The following is a 14,897-nucleotide window of genomic DNA, read 5'->3' on the forward strand; positions in this document are numbered from 1 at the left end:
GCTACCGCGTGTAGTAGCCCTGCAGGTCGACGATCATGTCCATCGAGCCGTCCGAGTTGCGGACGTCGAACTTCGCCCCCGAACCGAGCCGGACCGTTGCGGCGTTGGACGTGTTGTCGCCCACCATGATGTTCACCGTCGAGGGGACGCTGTTGCTGTACGGCAGATCGTGCGACCAGGCGCTCAGGAACGTCGTGACGCTCGGCTGCGTGCCGGTCAAGTTCACCGCCGCGGCGGTCGCCCCGGCCGGCAGCCCGCCGACCGGCACCGTGCGGATCGCGCCCGGGCCGAGCGGCGCCGGCGTGCCGACACGAGTGTCGAGCAGGCGGGTGGGCGTGCTCAGCGCCGCGTACCGGCTGCCCGAGTCGCCGGGCACGAACGAGCCGACCACCGACAGCAGCACGTGGCTCTGGCCGTGGTGCAGGAAGATGCGGATGGCGCCGTCGTCGCCGATCCGCACGAGCGACTGGGCCGCGCGGTGCTCGTTCGGCACGATGTTCAGCGTCGACGGGCCGGGGGTGCCTTGGGCGAAGACGCTGAAGAAGGTGTCGGAGTCGCTTTCGGTCCCGGTGAGGTTGACCGCCACGGCGACGGCGTCGGCGGGGACGCCCGCCACGCCGCGGACCGGCACCGTCACGACCTCGCCCGGGGTCAGCTTGCCCGGGTGCCCGCCGAGCGGAGTCCGGGTGTCGAGCAGCAGGTCGGGCTGGTCTTTCGGCTGGTAGGTCGACTCGCCGGAGGCGCTGTAGTAACCGAGGTAGTCGACGATGACTTCGATGTCGCCGGCGTTGTTGCGGACCTTGATCTTGCCGTCCGGCCCGACCGGGACCACGGCCATGCCGGCGGCGGTGCGGCCGCCGGTGATGTTGACGTTGGACGTCGTGGGCAGGGTGTCGCCGTAGGCGGTCAGGAAGGTGCTGGAGGTGCCGCCGGTGCCGACCAGGCTGACCGCGACGGCACTGGCGCCGGCCGGCAGGCCCGGGACGGTGACGGACACGGATTCGCCCGCGGCGAGGGGCTTCTTGTGGCCGCCGGTGTCGGTGCGGGTGTCGAACACGCGCTGGGCGGTGGGGAGTGCGGTGTAGGCGTCGCCGCGGAGGCGGAGGCCGATCCAGGCGGCGATGTCGTCGATGCGGGTCTCGACGGTGCCCTGGCGCGTCTCGTTCGAGCCGAGGCAGCCGGCCTGCCACGAGGAGTGGTGGAGACCGGCGAGCTCGACGGTGCCGTCGTGCTCGCGCAGAAGGGGACCGCCGGCGTCGCCCTGGCAGGTGGTGGCGGTCGCCGGGTCGCCGAGGACGGCGAGGGTGGTGGCGGTGACGCTCTGCACGGAGACCGGGGCGGTGTGGAGCTTGTCGGGCACCCATTCGGTGGCGGTCCGGCCGTAGCCGGCGACGCGCAGGAGCTCGTTCCGGGCGGGGGCGGCGGTGCCGACGGCGACGGGAGTGACGCCGGTGACCGGCGCGGCCAGCTTGGCCAGGGCGACGTTGCGGTCGGTCCGGAAGAGCAGGTCGACGACGGCGCGTTCGGTGCCGGCGGTGCCCCGCTGCCCGACGACGGCCTTGGTGGCGAGCTTCGGCGGACCGGCCTGGGTGCCGTTTTCGGGGAAGCAGCTCGCGGCGGTGACGACCCACTGCGGCGCGACCAGGGCACCGCTGCACCCGTGGACCCCGCCGACTTCGAGCTTGGTGGCGAAGGCGTAGGCCCCCTCGGCAGCTGGGCTGCCACCGGTGACGGCGGACCCGGGAACGGCGGTGAGAAGGCAGGCCACCGCGGCGGCCGTGAGCGCGACCCCAGCCTTTCCGGACACGGTGAAGACACCCTTGACGGGCGGCATGGATCCCCCTGGGAATCGAAATTTCGTCGTGAACGGGATATGTCGAGGTCACCCCGCACCAAGGACCCCCCCCGTTCCTGGCCGCGCCGATGCTAGCGGGTGGCGTTGGCGGGTGGCCAGTAGCCGAAAGGCGGGTGTGGAGGGGATGGGCTGAACGGACGATCACGCGGCGGGGGCCGAGGGAGCGGCTGTTGCCGCGGGCAAGGCATCGAATCCGGCCCCTGCTGTGCGGACCACCGAGCAGGCCCCCGTCGCACGGCGTGGCTGAGCGCGAGGGCGTGCTCGGCGACGCTCGGATGCAGCCTGCACCCGTTCTCCGGCGGCAGTGCGCGAGCCGTTTTCCGGTACGGCAAAGGCCGGAGTGCGCCTCGCCGGTCGTGGAATCCATCAAAGGTGCGGAAAGTGTCACGTGGCCGCGCGGCGGGGGCGCTCGCCTGGCTGCACGGTGAAGACCTGTACCGCGTTTTCCTCTTCAATGGTGCGAAATCGCTCACCCGGAACGCGCCGCCGTGCTCCGCTCAGTGCACCCCCGCCGACACGCAGAACTCGTTGCCCTCCGGGTCCACCAGCACCGTCCACGCCAGCCCCGGGACCTCGTGCTCCGCCACCTCCTTCGCGCCCAGCTCCACCAGCCGCTTCACCTCGGCGTCGCGGTCGTCACCGCCGAAGTCCACGTGCACCCGGTTCTTGCCCGCGCGGGCCTCCGGCACCCGCTGCAGCCCCACCGCCAGCCCGCCTGCCGGTGGCGGTGCCAGCATCACGAACTCGCCGTAGTCCTGCGCCACCGTCGTGCCCAGCGCCGCCGTCCAGAACTCCGCCAGCCCCTGCGGGTCCGCGCAGTCGATCGTGATCATGCCCATGTGGATCGCCATGCCCCGAAGCTAGCGGCCACCACCGACAAAAACGGGCCGCCGAGTAACCCGTTGGAGTCTCGGCCGGGTGGTTGACTACCCTGAGCGGGACTTTCACACCCGCCCGGAGCAGGGAGCCCCCCAGTGATCACCAGGACTTCGTCGTTGTTCCTTCGCACGTTGCGCGAGGATCCGGCGGACGCCGAGGTACCGAGCCACCGGCTCCTGGTACGCGCCGGCTACGTCCGCCGGGTCGCCCCGGGCGGGTACTCCTGGCTGCCGCTCGGCCTGCGCGTGCTGCGCCGCATCGAGGCCGTCGTGCGCGAGGAAATGAACGCCATCGGCGCGCAGGAGATCCAGTTCCCCGCGCTGCTGCCGAAGGAGCCCTACGAGGCCACCGGCCGCTGGACCGAGTACGGCGACGGCCTCTTCCGCCTCAAGGACCGCAAGGGCGCCGACTACCTCCTCGGCCCGACGCACGAGGAGCTCTTCGCCCTCACCGTCAAGGGCGAGTACAGCTCGTACCGCGACTACCCGGTCACGCTTTACCAAATCCAGACGAAGTACCGCGACGAAGCCCGTCCCCGCGCCGGCATCCTGCGCGGCCGCGAGTTCGTCATGAAGGACTCCTACTCCTTCGACCTCGACGACGAGGGTCTCGCGCGCTCCTACCAGGCCCACCGCGACGCCTACGTGAAGCTGTTCGACCGGCTCGGCCTCGAGTACGTCGTCGTGAAGGCGACGTCGGGCGCCATGGGCGGCTCGGCGTCGGAGGAGTTCCTCGCGGTCGCCGAGACGGGCGAGGACACCTACGTCCGCAGCACCGAGTCCGGGTACGCGGCGAACGTCGAAGCCGTCGTCACGCCCGCGCCCGCCGCGCAGCCCATCGAGGGCCGCCCCGAGGCGCAGGTGCACCACACGCCGAACACGCCGACCATCGAGACGCTCGTCGGCTTCCTCAACGAGGCCGGCCTGGGCCGCACGTTCACCGCCGCGGACACGCTGAAGAACGTCATGCTCAAGACGCGTCAGCCGGGCTCGGACGAATGGACGCTCGTCTGCGTCGCCGTCCCGGGTGACCGCGAAGTGGACATGAAGCGCCTCGAAGCGTCGCTGGAGCCGGCCGAGGTCGCGCTGCTCGACGAGGCCGACTTCGCGAAGCACCCGTTCCTCGTCAAGGGCTACATCGGCCCGAAGGCGCTGCAGGACAACGGCGTGCGCTACCTCGCCGACCCCCGGATCGCCCCCGGCACCGCCTGGGTCACCGGGGCCGACAAGGTCGACCACCACGTCGTCGACCTGCTGGCCGGCCGCGACTTCACCCCGGACGGCACGATCGAGGCCGCCGAGGTCCGCGAGGGCGACGCGTCGCCGGACGGGCAGGGCACCCTGGTCGCCGCGCGCGGCATCGAGATCGGGCACATCTTCCAGCTCGGCCGCAAGTACACCGACGCCTTCGAGGTCGACGCGCTCGGTCCCGACTCGAAGCCGATCCGGATCACCATGGGTTCCTACGGCGTCGGCGTCTCGCGGCTGGTCGGCGTGCTCGCCGAGCAGAACCACGACGACCTCGGCCTGATCTGGCCGCGCGTGGTCTCGCCGTTCGACGTGCACATCGTCATCGCGGGCAAGGACGAGACGGTCGCGGCCGGCGCCGAGAAGATCGCCGCCGAGCTGGACGCGGCCGGTGTCGAGGTCATCCTCGACGACCGCAAGGCGACCCCGGGTGTCAAGTTCGCGGACGCCGAGCTGGTCGGCGTCCCGACCATCCTGGTCGTCGGGCGCGGGCTGGCCAACGGCGTCGTCGAGGTCAAGGACCGGCGGACCGGCGAGCGCGAGGAAATCGCGGTCGACGCGATCGTCGAGCACCTGGTCAAGCTCGTCCGGGGCTGATGAGCCGGTTCTCACGGCGTTCCGAAAACACCACAGACACGACGCCGGGATACGAGGACAACGCGGCGCTTCGCGGGTTCGGCGGCTACGAACCCGCGGACGCGCCGCGCGCACAGCCGAAGCGGATCCGCCCGAAGCCGAAGCCGCTGAAGTGGCGGCGGGCGCCGTGGTTCGGCCTGGTGTTCATCGCGCTGGTCGCCGGCGTGCTGAACGCGCTGGGCGTCGGCAAGCAGCACCCGGCGTCGTCCTCGCCGCCGCCCGCGCCGCTGGTGGCGACGCCTTCGCCGCGCGCGGCGGTGCCGGCGGTGGTGGCGGGCTGGCAGTCCGTGGCGGGTCGCGACGGCTCGTACGCCTACGACGTCCCGCCGAACTGGCAGCCAGCAGCCGGCACCCAGCACGGCTGGGACGGGATCAGGCTGACCACGAGTGCGTTCCTGGGCAAGTGCGGCCAGGCGACGCTGGGTGGCGCGGGCCTCACCACGGAACCCCTGGCCGACGTCGATGCGGCGGCGCGCAAGGCCGCCACGGACCTCGCGACGGCCGCGTACGGCGGGACACCCCAGCTGAGCCCGGGCCCGGACGCGCAGATCACGAAGGCCGACGGCACGGCGATCCCGGCCCGGATCGTGGTCGCCGAGGTGACCCCGGCGCAGACGGGGGAGTGCGCGGCCCGGCACGCGCTGGTGGCGGCGCTGGCGTTCGGCGGGGATTCGGGGACGTCCGGCGTGGTGGTGGCGTACGCGGACAGCGACCGGTCCGGGCCTTCGATCCGCGAGGACCTGGTGCGGATCGTGCGGAGCTACCGGTTCGTCCCGGTGGCGGACCGGGGAACGACGACTCCGCCGCCGACCACGTACCGCTAGAGCCCGGTTGTCGGCGCTCCGGCGCCCACGCGATGTTCGCGAACAGATCCGCGGTTTGCCGCGTCCGCTTCCGCCGAGCGCCGGAATTCGGCAGGCTGCGGGGCATGAGCGGTGATGCGGAGAGACGGCTCGCGGTGATCCGGGCCTTCGCGTTCGGCGTGCTGGCGACCGGGGGGTTCGTCCTGATCTTCGGGCCGCTGCTGGCCAAGGCCTGGATCTGGCTCGTCGAGCCGCGGGATCCGGACTGGTGGGGCGCTTCCGGCCAGTGGGTCGGGGGCATCGGCACGATCGGCGCCGTCGTGGTGGCGTTGTGGATCGCCATCCGGGACGGGCGGCTCGCGCAGGCGGACCGGCGGGAACGGGACCTGCGCGAACGGCAGGAACAGGCCGCGAAGGTCACCGCGTGGATCGAGCGGGCCGAGCCCGGCTCCGGCGCCGCCGGGTACATGGTCGTGTCGAACGCGAACGCCGAGGCGGTCAACCACGTCGTCGTCTCGTTCGACCTCGTGCACAACCTGCCGATGACCGGGTCCACCCTGCACCGCGGCCCGCACATCGAGGACGACGAATACCTCTACGCCATCCTCCCGCCCGGGAAGTGGCGGATGCCGATCCGCGAGGAGTGGCAGCGCCCGGACATGACCCCGGGGGTGATGCTCGCCTTCACCGACTCGCGGAACGGCCACTGGCTCCGCCTGACCGACGGCCGGCTGATCCCGAAGGAGCAGAACGTGGTCAGCAGGCGGAAGATCCGGTTCCCGCAGCGGATCAGCGTGCCCGAGAGCTACTGACCAGCTTGGCCAGCTGCCGCAGGCGGACGTCCGGCAAGTACGCCCGGCTCAGGGCCAAGCCGACGCGCGGAAGGTCGGCTTCGTCGCGGAAAGCCAGGTACAGCGGGACGTGCCGGGGCTGGAACTTCGCCTTGAACGCGTGCAGGGAACGGAATCCGTAGTACGGCTCCATCACGCGGCCCAGCGACTCCAGCACCCGGTCCACCGGGCGCGCCGGGCCGGAGCTGCTGCGGGCCAGCGGGGCACCCGAGAGCGACACGAACCGCGCGCCTTCGTCGCGGAATGCCAGGCATGCCGAGGCGATCAGGAACTCCATCACCGGGCGGAAGCCGTGGGCGCTGCGGCGCATGACGTCCAGCGTCCAGCCGCCGATCTTGCCCGCGCCCGTGTGGACCGGCAGCCACGACGTCACGCCGTGGACCGTGCCCTCCGCGTCGACCGCCAGGCCGACCCGGGTCGCCGGGTCCATCGCCTCGTCGAGGCCGCCGAGGGTGAAGCCCATCTCCGGCATGGCCTTGCCGGACATCCACTCCTCCGACAGCGCCCGGACCTGGGCCAGGATCGGCTCGGGCTGATCGGCCAGGCGGACCAGCCGGAACTCGATGTCCTGCTTGGCCGCCTTGTTCAGCGCCGAGCGGACGTCCTGCCAGGCCTTGCCGCGGAACTCGAGGCCGTCGAGGTCGAGCACGTTGTCCTCGGCCACCTGGACGTGCTGCCAGCCCAGCTCGCGCGTCGCCGCGACGGTGGCCTCCGTCACCGAGAAGACGCACGGCACCAGCCCGGAGTTCTCGCACATCGCGGCGAATTCGGTGACCGTGGCGGCCGCGGTGCCGTCCGGCGCGATCGGGTCGCCGAGCGCGACCGCGACCCCCGCGTGGCGGCGGTAGGCGAGGTACGACCGGCCGTCCCCGCGGACGAAGTAGGTGTTGCGGGGCCAGGTCGTCATCCACGACAGCGTGCTGCCGCCGTGGCGCCCCAGCAGGCTGCGGGCCAGCGCCGGTCCCGGGCCCTGCGCGTGGCGCCGCAGCCGGCGTCGCGACGGCACGCGGAAGGCGTGCCGCGCGGCGATCAGCACGGCCAGCTCGACCGTCCACAAAAGATTGTCCACGAAGAACAGCGGCAGGCCGGCGGTGTCGTAGTCCCCGCCGAAGATGTCGGCCACCCCGAGGAGCGTCGCGACGGCGAGACCCTGCACCGTCACGAACGCCGACAGCCCGACCGCCCAGCGCCACGCGACGCGGCTGCCCTTGCGCAGCCCGTTCAGCATCGGCACCACCAGCAGGACCAGGACGACGAGCTCCGGCGCCGACAGCGAAACGCCGTCGTCGGAGCCGAACGGGCCGTCACCGGGCACCAGGAACATGACGATCTCGGCGATGGTGAGCAGCAGCAGACCGGCCACGGCGAGCACCCGCCATTCCCGCAGGTTCGGCGTCGCCACCTCGCCCGCCTGCCGCGTGCCCACCAGGCGCTTGCCGAGCGGGAGCGCCAGCAGCAGCGCGAAGAAGTGCACGAGGTCGGCCAGCGTGCCGACGTAGATGATCGCCACCCCGGCGTACACGCACAAGCCGGCCCGCAGCCGCAGGGCCCACGGCGGCCGCAGCGTCGCGCTGGCGATCGCCACCGCGGCGAGCGCGCCGCCGGAGAACCCGACGTCCAGGCTGCCCGCGACCCGCTCGGCCCACAGCCAGCCGGAGTTGCGGGAGAGCGCGAGGAACTGGGTCGCGACGAGCACCGAGACGAGCTGGCCGACGATCGTCACGGCCATCGCGCGCCGCGTCCCCAGCTTCCACTCGGCGAAGCCGGCGAAGAGCGCGAAGCTGCCGACCATCGGGAGGTAGTACAACGGGACCACGGCGAAGAACGGCCCGGTGAGCATCGTCCACCACCGGCCCGCCTCCAGCGACGGCAGCCCGTAGGCGACGAACGGGTAGGCCGCGCGGTCTTCGGCGGCGTTCCACAGCGCCCCGGTCCCGACAGCCAGCACCAGCATCGCGAGCGTGACGCCGCTGGTGAACGGCAGCCGCTGTCTCAACACCGCAACCGTGCTCCGGATGCGGCCCCCTCCGGCGGGCTTGCCCGCCGCCCCTGCGTCAGTCATGGGGAAGAGTCTGTCGAGTTCCCGCCGCCGTGGACATCGGGCAAGGGAACGAGATTTCCCCTAGGGGAATCGTCCTTTCGGCTGAGGGTCTTCCCCCTCCGAAGGAGGATGCGCGCTGGTCAGCGATCGGTCAGGCCCCGGCAGCGCGGCCGACCTGAGCATGACCGGCCGAGGTGGGTGGAACCCGGACTCGAGCTTCACCCACCTCGGCCGACCTCAGGCTATTTCTCGGGGCGGATGGCTATCCATCCCATCAGCAACATGAGGGCAAGGCCGATCACGGCAGCCAGGATGCCGACCCACCACATCGGAGGATCCGAGAGAGTGTAGTAGAAGCCGACGGCCGCCACCGGGATCAAGGTGCCGGCGATGATCCAGTTCTTCTTGTTCTTGCTCACTGTTCCTTCCCTCGATGCGGTCCCTGCCTGCCTACTTCCTCAGGAAGCGGAAGGCCTGGCCGATCGCGCCGCCGGCGAGGCCTTCGTGGCGCCGGAGATCGCGCCGTCGATGAGTGCATCGCGGACATCCGACCCTCGAGCACCGCCGATGGCTGCGCCGATACCGCCGCCCGCAGCGCCCAGCAAGGCGCCGCCACGACACCGGCGACCGGGCAGTCAGCGCCGGCGGTCGCGCCACAGGCCGCGTGGCCGAAGGCGCGTGGGGGTCCGGCAGTCCAGACCCCGAGAAGCACACAACGACCAGACTGTTGATCAGTTGTACGGCGGGCGTAGCGCAACACGAAGCAGCAGGCCGGTCGCGACGAACCCGAGCGCCGCCAGAATGACGACCGCAATCCAGTTCGTGGGTGTTCTGATCACAAAGAACATCATGGCGACCGCGATTGCGAAGACCAGGAGAGAGTGCCACAAGACACGTTTCTGTTTGGCGGTCATTTCGGGACTTTTTGCCACAACGCTCCTTAACGCAAACAGCTGCTGGCCCGCAGGTAGGCGGGCCAGCAGGCTCCACTTCGTCAGCGACTGATGAACCTCTTCACGAGCTTCCACCCCCCGCCGCCAAGGGCACCCAAGCCGCCGCCGATTGCGCCACTGATGAAACCGTCACGAACCTTGCCCGAGTCGCCTCCTCCGATCAAAGCGCCGGCACCGCCGCCGACGCCCCCGAAGATCACACCGGCACTGACGGCGCCGATCAGGCAACCAGCTCCCGCGGTGCCGGCGCAGATCGCAGCCCCGAGCGCGATTCCCATAGCTCCTCCGGCGTAGCTGCCGATGTCCTGGCCCAGGTCGGCGAAGCTGTAGTCGCCGTTGGGGTCACTGTTGTTGATCGGATCGCCGTGGCTGTAGGCGTAGGCGTTGTTCTCCTGGCCGGTGGGGTCGGGCTGGGTGAATCGGGCGTAGGCCGGGTTGTAGTGGCGGTAGCCGGTGAGGTACTCGCTGCTGGCCAGCTGGTAGGTGCCGAGCCAGCGGAGCCGGTTGGCCGAGCCCGCCGGCCCGGTGATCCCGGTGTTGAACCCGTAGGGCGTGTAGGTGTAGGTGGCGGTCACCGCGCCGGTGTCGTCGACCAGGGCGAGGACGCTGCCCTGGTAGTCGGTGATGGCGTTGTGGTGCTTGCCCGCGGCGTCGACCAGCCCGGTCAGGTTGCCGTCGACGTCATGGGCGTAGGTCGTGGCGGCGCCGTTGTCCACGGTCCGCGAAATACCCAGCGCGGTACGGGTGAAAACGTGCGTGACGTCGCTCGACCCGACGCGCTCGGTGATCGAAGCGGGCTGCGTCTGGTCGAGGGTGTCGTAAGACCCGCTGAACAGCGTGCCCGAACCGGACGTGACCGAGGTCCGCTGGTTGGTGTCGCTGTAGTGCGCCTCGCCCCCGGGGTTCGTGGTGATGAGGTTGCCCGCGCCGTCGTAGCCGACCGTGATGTTGTCGATCTTGGTCATCTGGTCGGCGTCGTTGACGGTGTAGGTCCGTCCGTCGCCGGAGGTGATGTTGCCGGCGTTGTCGTAGCTGTAGGTGCGGCTGCCCGCCTTGGTGAGGCGGCCGAAGCCGTCGTAGGTGTTGTCGGCGGTGCCGGTGGAATCGGTGCGGGACTGGATCTGGCCGGTGTCGGTGCCGTCGGCCTTGGTGTAGCGGTAGCTGGTCGACAGCAGCGTCGTGCCCGCGGAGTTCTTGACGGTGATTCCGGTCTGGCGGCCGGCTTTGTCGATGCCGATGGTCTGGGTGCTGCCGCCGGGCAGGGTGGCCGAGGTGCGGTGATCGGCGTTGTCGTAGCCGTAGGTGGTGGTCGTGTTCGCCTGGTCCTTGACCGAGGTCAGCCGGTTCGCCGCGTCGTAGCCGTAGTAGATCCAGCCGGTGGGGTCGTCGACGGCGGTGATGTTCCCGGCCTGGTCGTAGTGGTAGGTCGCGGTCTGCGTGCTGGTGCCCGCGGTGCGCACGACGCGGGTGAGCAGGCGCCGTTCGTAGCTGTTGGTGAAGGTGGCGGTGGGGTAGCGGGCGACGGTGCGGTTGCCGGTCTCGTCGTAGGTGTAGGCGGCCAGGCCGGTGCCGTCGGCTTTGGCGACGGAGATGACGTGGTCGAGCCGGTCGTAGCCGTAGACCAGTTTGACGCCGTTGCCGTCGGTCACACTGGCGACGCGCGAGAGCGAGTCGTAGGTGTAGGTGGCCGGTTTCAGCGGCAGCGGCGGGGTGACCTTGGTCAGGTTCCCGGCGCTGTCGTAGCCGTAGCTGGTGACGTGCCCGTTGCCGTCGGTGGCGGTGGCGACCAGGCCGGTGGTGTAGGTGTACTTCGCGACGTCGGCGTTGAGCGCGTCGGAGTGCACGGCGGTGACGTTGCCGGCCTTGTCGTAGGTGTTGTTCACCTTGTTGCCGGAGAAGTCCGCGACCTGGGTGGGCAGGTGCGGGTGCGCGGTGTCGGTGTAGCCGACGCTCATCGACGCGCCGGTGGGCAGCTTGCCGCCCTTGAGGTTGTTGAGCGGGTCGTAGTCGTAGGTGACCGAGTTGCCGGTCGCGTCGGTCAGCGAGTTCACGTCACCGTGGGACGACCACGCCTGGTCCCGGGAGTGCCCGAGCGCGTCGGTGGCCTTGGTCTGCCGCCCACTGCTGTCGAAGGTGTAGGTGCTCTTGTGCCCGTTCGGGTCGGTGACCGTGGTCGTGTCGGAGTCGTAGGCGTACCCGGTGACACTGGCGACGCCGCCGAAGTTCGGCTCGCTCACCTGCGTCACCCGGCCGCCGCCGTCGTAGGACAGCGTGTACACCCGCCCCAGCGTGGTGGTCAGCGTCGTGATCCGGCCGTCGGCGTCCAGCCCGAACGTCATGCTGTCGCCGGCCCGGTTGGTGATCTTCGTGAGGTGCCCGTTGCCGTCGTAGCCGTAGCCACCGGCCGTCAGCCCCGCCGGGTCGGTGACCGCGGTGATGCGGCCGTTGCCGTACGCGGCGGTCGTGACCCGGCCCTGGGTGTCGGTGATCGACGCCAGCGTGCCGTCGGTGGCGTTGTAGCGGTAGGTGATCGTGTGCCCGTTGCGGTCGGCCTGCGAGAACAACCGCCCATCCCCGGTGAACGACCAGGCTTCACCCGAGGAGTCCTGCGTCACGGCGTAGCTGCCGTTGGGCAGTTTCGTCATCGTGGCGTGCATGCCCGACGGCGGGGCGAAACTCCCGTCGTCGTTCCTGGTGAACACCGCGCAGTACCCGGTCGGGTCGTAGAGCACCACCCGCCGGTCGGGGGCGGGGTAGATGTCGAGCTCCAGGTCGGGGCCGCCGGAGACGGTCCAGAACCTCCCGAACGCTCCGGGGCGGGTGGTGATGCTGTTGTAGACCGCGTCGACCGACATGTTCAAGCCGGTGCCCTTGACCGTCAGCGCCCGGTCGGTGATGACCGCGTTGCCGTTGTAGCGGTTGACCAGCAGTTCCGTGCGGTCCGAGATCGCGTACCGGTCCATCGCGAACCACGGCTGGGTCCCCGACTGGCTCGATTCGCACACCTCCGACTGGACCGACGCACCCGATCTCGGCGCCGGTCTCGCCGGCACCTGGTCGGCCGGAACACCGGTCGGCGTGCGGTTCACCTGCGCCGGCGGCGTCCACGACACCGGCAGCGGCACGCCGCCCTGACCGGGCCGCGGGGCGGCCACCGCGGTCGCCGGAACCGCGGCGATCAGTGTGGCCACGGAACTGAACGTGATCGTGCGCAGCACAAAATGCCGCAACGATTTCCGTCGCATAATAAGGTGAATCTCCCCTCGGAACCTGCCGGTTCCACCCCGGGCGACACGATGTCGCCAGACCTCGCGAATTTATGACCACTGATCACCGGGTCGCGAGCGGGGAAGGTCTCAACCACTCGAACGTCCTAACGCCGATCACACATATTGCTCCGATCGGCAGACCGCACGCCCGCGCGCAGGGCAGGCCGGAAACCCGGCCCGGGCAAGCTTTTCGGCGGTCGCGGCTCAGCCGAGGACCGCGCGCCGGACCGCCTCGGTGTCGGTCAGGTCGGGCAGCACGGTGTGGGCGCCCTCCGCCCGCAGTTCCTCGGCGGAATAGTGCCCGGTGGCCACGGCGACGGAGATCGCGCCGTTGTCGACCGCGGCCCGGACGTCGTTCGGCGTGTCGCCGATGACGACGACCGCGTCGGCGCCGAACTCGGTGCCGTGCTTGGCCGCCGCCAGCCCCACCGCGTGCGGGACCAGGTCCGGGCGGTGCACCGACAGTGTCCCGTAGCCGCCGATCTCCAGGTCGAGGTGCTCGTCCAGGCCGAAGGGGACGAGCTTGTGCCGCGAGATCTCCGGCAGGTTGCCGGTGACGAGCGTCTGCACGACGTCACCGCCGGCGGCGAACGCGGTCAGCGCCTCCGCCGCCCCCGGCAGCGCGCGGGCCGTCTCCGCGAACGTGTGCCGGTGGCGTTCGGACTCCGCCACCAGCGCCTTGAACAGCGCCTGGATCGTCTCCTCCGCGGCCTCGAAGCCGTTCGCGGTGAGCAGGTCGGTCGTCGTCGCCCGTTCCGTGCGGCCCCCGAACACCGGGTGCACGCGCAGGGTCGCCCCGGTCGCGGCGGTGAACGCGGTCCCGTACCAGGCCGCGCCCAGTTCGGAGAAGTCCACGAGCGTGTGGTCGATGTCCCAGAGCACCAGCCGCTTCTTCGTCACGGCTCCGAGGCTACCGGGGACGTTATTCAACACGCGTTGACTTCCGCGAGGCCGGGTCGTACCTTGGGTTCTAATTCAACGAGTGACGAATAAATGGAGGCAGTGATGGCCCGTCCCGCGGGGGTACTCGCTCCGGTCGCCGCCGTGGCCGGCGCGCTGGTGGCGGTGGTGCTCGGATTCCTCACCTTCGGCGCGCAGGCGACTGTCGCGCCCGACGGCGTCCCGGTCGCCGTCGCCGCCCCGCCGGAGATCGCGCAGCGCATCGCCGCGCACGGCGGCGGCCAGCTCGCCTGGACCGTCGCGACCCCGGCCGAAGCGCGGCAGCTCCTGGAAGACAAGAAGGTCTACGGCGTCCTCGAAATCGCGCCGGGGCCGGCCGTGACCGTGGTGACCGTGGTGACCTCGGGGGCGGTCAACCCGGCCGGCACCCAGGTCGCGCAGCAGGCGCTGACCGGCGCCGCGACCGCGCTGGGTGGCGCGCCGAAGCAGGAGATCCTGCACCCGGCGGGGGCCGCGGGGCGGGTCGCGCCACTGGCCGCGAGCGCGCTGGCGTGGATCGGCGCGCTCGTCGCCGGCCTCGCGCTGACACAGCTCGCGAAGCGGACCGGCCGCCCGATCGGGGCCGGGGCGCGGTTCCTGCAGGTGACCGGGGCCGGCGTGCTGATCACGGCGGTCGTGGCCGGGTTCTTCGCGCTGTGGGACTCGACGTTGCCGCTGACCGCGGACGTCCTCGGCTTCGTCTTCCTCGCCGCGACGGCCTTCGCGGCACTGCAGGCCGCGCTGCTGCGCCTGCTGGGCCCGCGCGCGATGGCCGTTCTCGCGCCGCTGTACCTGGTCGCGCCCGCGGTGGCCGGGCAGGTGCCCGAGGTGCTCGACCCGGCCTACCGCGCGCTGCTGTGGTCGTGGACGCCGTTCCGGTTCTCGGCCGAAGGCCTGCGCAGCCTGCTGCAGGGCGTACCGGACGCGCCGGACGTGACGACCGGGCTGTGGGTGCTCGGCGCCCTGCTGGCCGGGGGCCTGGTGGTGGCGCTGTGGCCGGGCCGGTCAGCCCGCCAGGAGGCTGAACCGCACCTTGCGGACGGGGTTGTCGAGGTTGGTGTCCACTAGGCAGATCGACTGCCAGGTGCCGAGCGCCAGGACGCCGCCGAGCACCGGGACCGTCGCGTAGGGCGGCACCAGCGCCGGGAGCACGTGGTCACGGCCGTGACCCGGGCTCCCGTGCCGGTGCCGCCAGCGGCCGTCGCGGGGGAGCAGCTCGTCGAGCGCGGTCAGCAGGTCCTCGTCGCTGCCGGCGCCGGTTTCCAGGATGGCCAGCCCGGCGGTGGCGTGCGGGACCCAGACGTGCAGCAGCCCGTCGGCGGCGTCGGCGTCGCGCAGGAAGGCCTCGGCCTCGTGGGTGAGGTCGTGGACGACGGCTTCGGAGCCGGTGCGGACCTCGATCTCGGTGGAGTACATGCGGCCCA

Annotated in this window: 12 protein-coding genes; 4 read left to right on the forward strand and 8 right to left on the reverse strand. The window is 71.1% G+C overall.

Annotation, left to right across the window (positions count from 1 at the left end):
- Position 1: 1 nt before the first annotated feature.
- Both QRY02_RS48175 and QRY02_RS48180 read right to left on the reverse strand, forming a co-directional pair.
- Positions 2-1,807, reverse strand: a complete 1,806-nt coding sequence (locus tag QRY02_RS48175) for a S1 family peptidase (RefSeq protein ID WP_285989356.1) — start codon at positions 1,805-1,807, stop codon at positions 2-4.
- A 545-nt stretch (positions 1,808-2,352) separates the two neighbouring features.
- On the reverse strand, positions 2,353-2,706 hold the full coding sequence (locus QRY02_RS48180; RefSeq protein WP_285989357.1) for a VOC family protein: 354 nt from the start codon (positions 2,704-2,706) through the stop codon (positions 2,353-2,355).
- A 123-nt stretch (positions 2,707-2,829) separates the two neighbouring features.
- Between QRY02_RS48180 and QRY02_RS48185 the strand changes: the two genes are divergently transcribed.
- The 3 genes from QRY02_RS48185 to QRY02_RS48195 all read left to right on the forward strand — a co-directional run bounded on the left by QRY02_RS48185 (position 2,830) and on the right by QRY02_RS48195 (position 6,232).
- On the forward strand, positions 2,830-4,578 hold the full coding sequence (locus QRY02_RS48185) for a proline--tRNA ligase (protein ID WP_285989358.1): 1,749 nt from the start codon (positions 2,830-2,832) through the stop codon (positions 4,576-4,578).
- Complete coding sequence (locus tag QRY02_RS48190; protein ID WP_285989359.1) at positions 4,578-5,441, forward strand: DUF8017 domain-containing protein; 864 nt, start codon at positions 4,578-4,580, stop codon at positions 5,439-5,441. The genes QRY02_RS48185 and QRY02_RS48190 overlap by 1 nt, the downstream gene beginning before the upstream one ends.
- 104 nt (positions 5,442-5,545) lie before the next feature.
- A complete protein-coding gene (locus QRY02_RS48195) occupies positions 5,546-6,232 on the forward strand; it encodes a hypothetical protein (protein ID WP_285989360.1) in 687 nt (228 codons plus the stop codon).
- Here the strand turns inward: QRY02_RS48195 and QRY02_RS48200 are convergent.
- The 5 genes from QRY02_RS48200 to QRY02_RS48220 form a co-directional block, all read right to left on the reverse strand.
- Positions 6,210-8,333, reverse strand: a complete 2,124-nt coding sequence (locus tag QRY02_RS48200; protein ID WP_285989361.1) for a bifunctional lysylphosphatidylglycerol flippase/synthetase MprF — start codon at positions 8,331-8,333, stop codon at positions 6,210-6,212. The two genes, QRY02_RS48195 and QRY02_RS48200, sit on opposite strands and share 23 nt — an antisense overlap.
- A 221-nt stretch (positions 8,334-8,554) precedes the next feature.
- Positions 8,555-8,731 carry a hypothetical protein gene (locus QRY02_RS48205; protein WP_285989362.1) on the reverse strand — a complete coding sequence of 59 codons (177 nt, stop codon included), beginning with the start codon at positions 8,729-8,731 and terminating at the stop codon, positions 8,555-8,557.
- Positions 8,732-9,043: 312 nt separating this feature from the next.
- Positions 9,044-9,226 carry a hypothetical protein gene (locus QRY02_RS48210; RefSeq protein WP_285989363.1) on the reverse strand — a complete coding sequence of 61 codons (183 nt, stop codon included), beginning with the start codon at positions 9,224-9,226 and terminating at the stop codon, positions 9,044-9,046.
- Positions 9,227-9,306: 80 nt separating this feature from the next.
- Positions 9,307-12,456, reverse strand: coding sequence for an RHS repeat-associated core domain-containing protein (locus QRY02_RS48215; RefSeq protein ID WP_285989364.1), 3,150 nt, complete (start codon positions 12,454-12,456; stop codon positions 9,307-9,309).
- Positions 12,457-12,738: 282 nt separating this feature from the next.
- Entirely contained in the window at positions 12,739-13,434 is a 696-nt protein-coding gene (locus tag QRY02_RS48220; RefSeq protein ID WP_285989365.1) for an HAD family hydrolase, read from the reverse strand.
- 105 nt (positions 13,435-13,539) lie between these two features.
- Here QRY02_RS48220 and QRY02_RS48225 point away from each other — a divergent pair, with 105 nt between their 5' ends.
- Positions 13,540-14,541, forward strand: coding sequence for a YhgE/Pip domain-containing protein (locus QRY02_RS48225; RefSeq protein WP_285989366.1), 1,002 nt, complete (start codon positions 13,540-13,542; stop codon positions 14,539-14,541).
- Here the strand turns inward: QRY02_RS48225 and QRY02_RS48230 are convergent.
- Positions 14,479-14,889: a secondary thiamine-phosphate synthase enzyme YjbQ gene (locus QRY02_RS48230; RefSeq protein WP_285989367.1), complete on the reverse strand. Its 411-nt coding sequence runs from the start codon at positions 14,887-14,889 to the stop codon at positions 14,479-14,481. The genes QRY02_RS48225 and QRY02_RS48230 overlap by 63 nt on opposite strands.
- Positions 14,890-14,897 lie beyond the last annotated feature (8 nt).

Origin of the sequence: Amycolatopsis sp. DG1A-15b, from assembly GCF_030285645.1 — a bacterium.
GTDB lineage: Bacteria > Actinomycetota > Actinomycetes > Mycobacteriales > Pseudonocardiaceae > Amycolatopsis.

Excerpts from the sequence above, each read along its gene's own strand:
- QRY02_RS48180 (WP_285989357.1), bottom strand. The coding sequence starts at position 2,706 with ATGGCGATCCACATGGGCATGATCACGATCGACTGCGCGGACCCGCAG.
- QRY02_RS48195 (WP_285989360.1), top strand. The coding sequence starts at position 5,546 with ATGAGCGGTGATGCGGAGAGACGGCTCGCGGTGATCCGGGCCTTCGCG.
- QRY02_RS48200 (WP_285989361.1), bottom strand. The coding sequence starts at position 8,333 with ATGACTGACGCAGGGGCGGCGGGCAAGCCCGCCGGAGGGGGCCGCATC.
- QRY02_RS48210 (WP_285989363.1), bottom strand. The coding sequence starts at position 9,226 with ATGACCGCCAAACAGAAACGTGTCTTGTGGCACTCTCTCCTGGTCTTC.
- QRY02_RS48190 (WP_285989359.1), top strand. The coding sequence starts at position 4,578 with ATGAGCCGGTTCTCACGGCGTTCCGAAAACACCACAGACACGACGCCG.
- QRY02_RS48230 (WP_285989367.1), bottom strand. The coding sequence starts at position 14,889 with ATGTACTCCACCGAGATCGAGGTCCGCACCGGCTCCGAAGCCGTCGTC.
- QRY02_RS48225 (WP_285989366.1), top strand. The coding sequence starts at position 13,540 with ATGGCCCGTCCCGCGGGGGTACTCGCTCCGGTCGCCGCCGTGGCCGGC.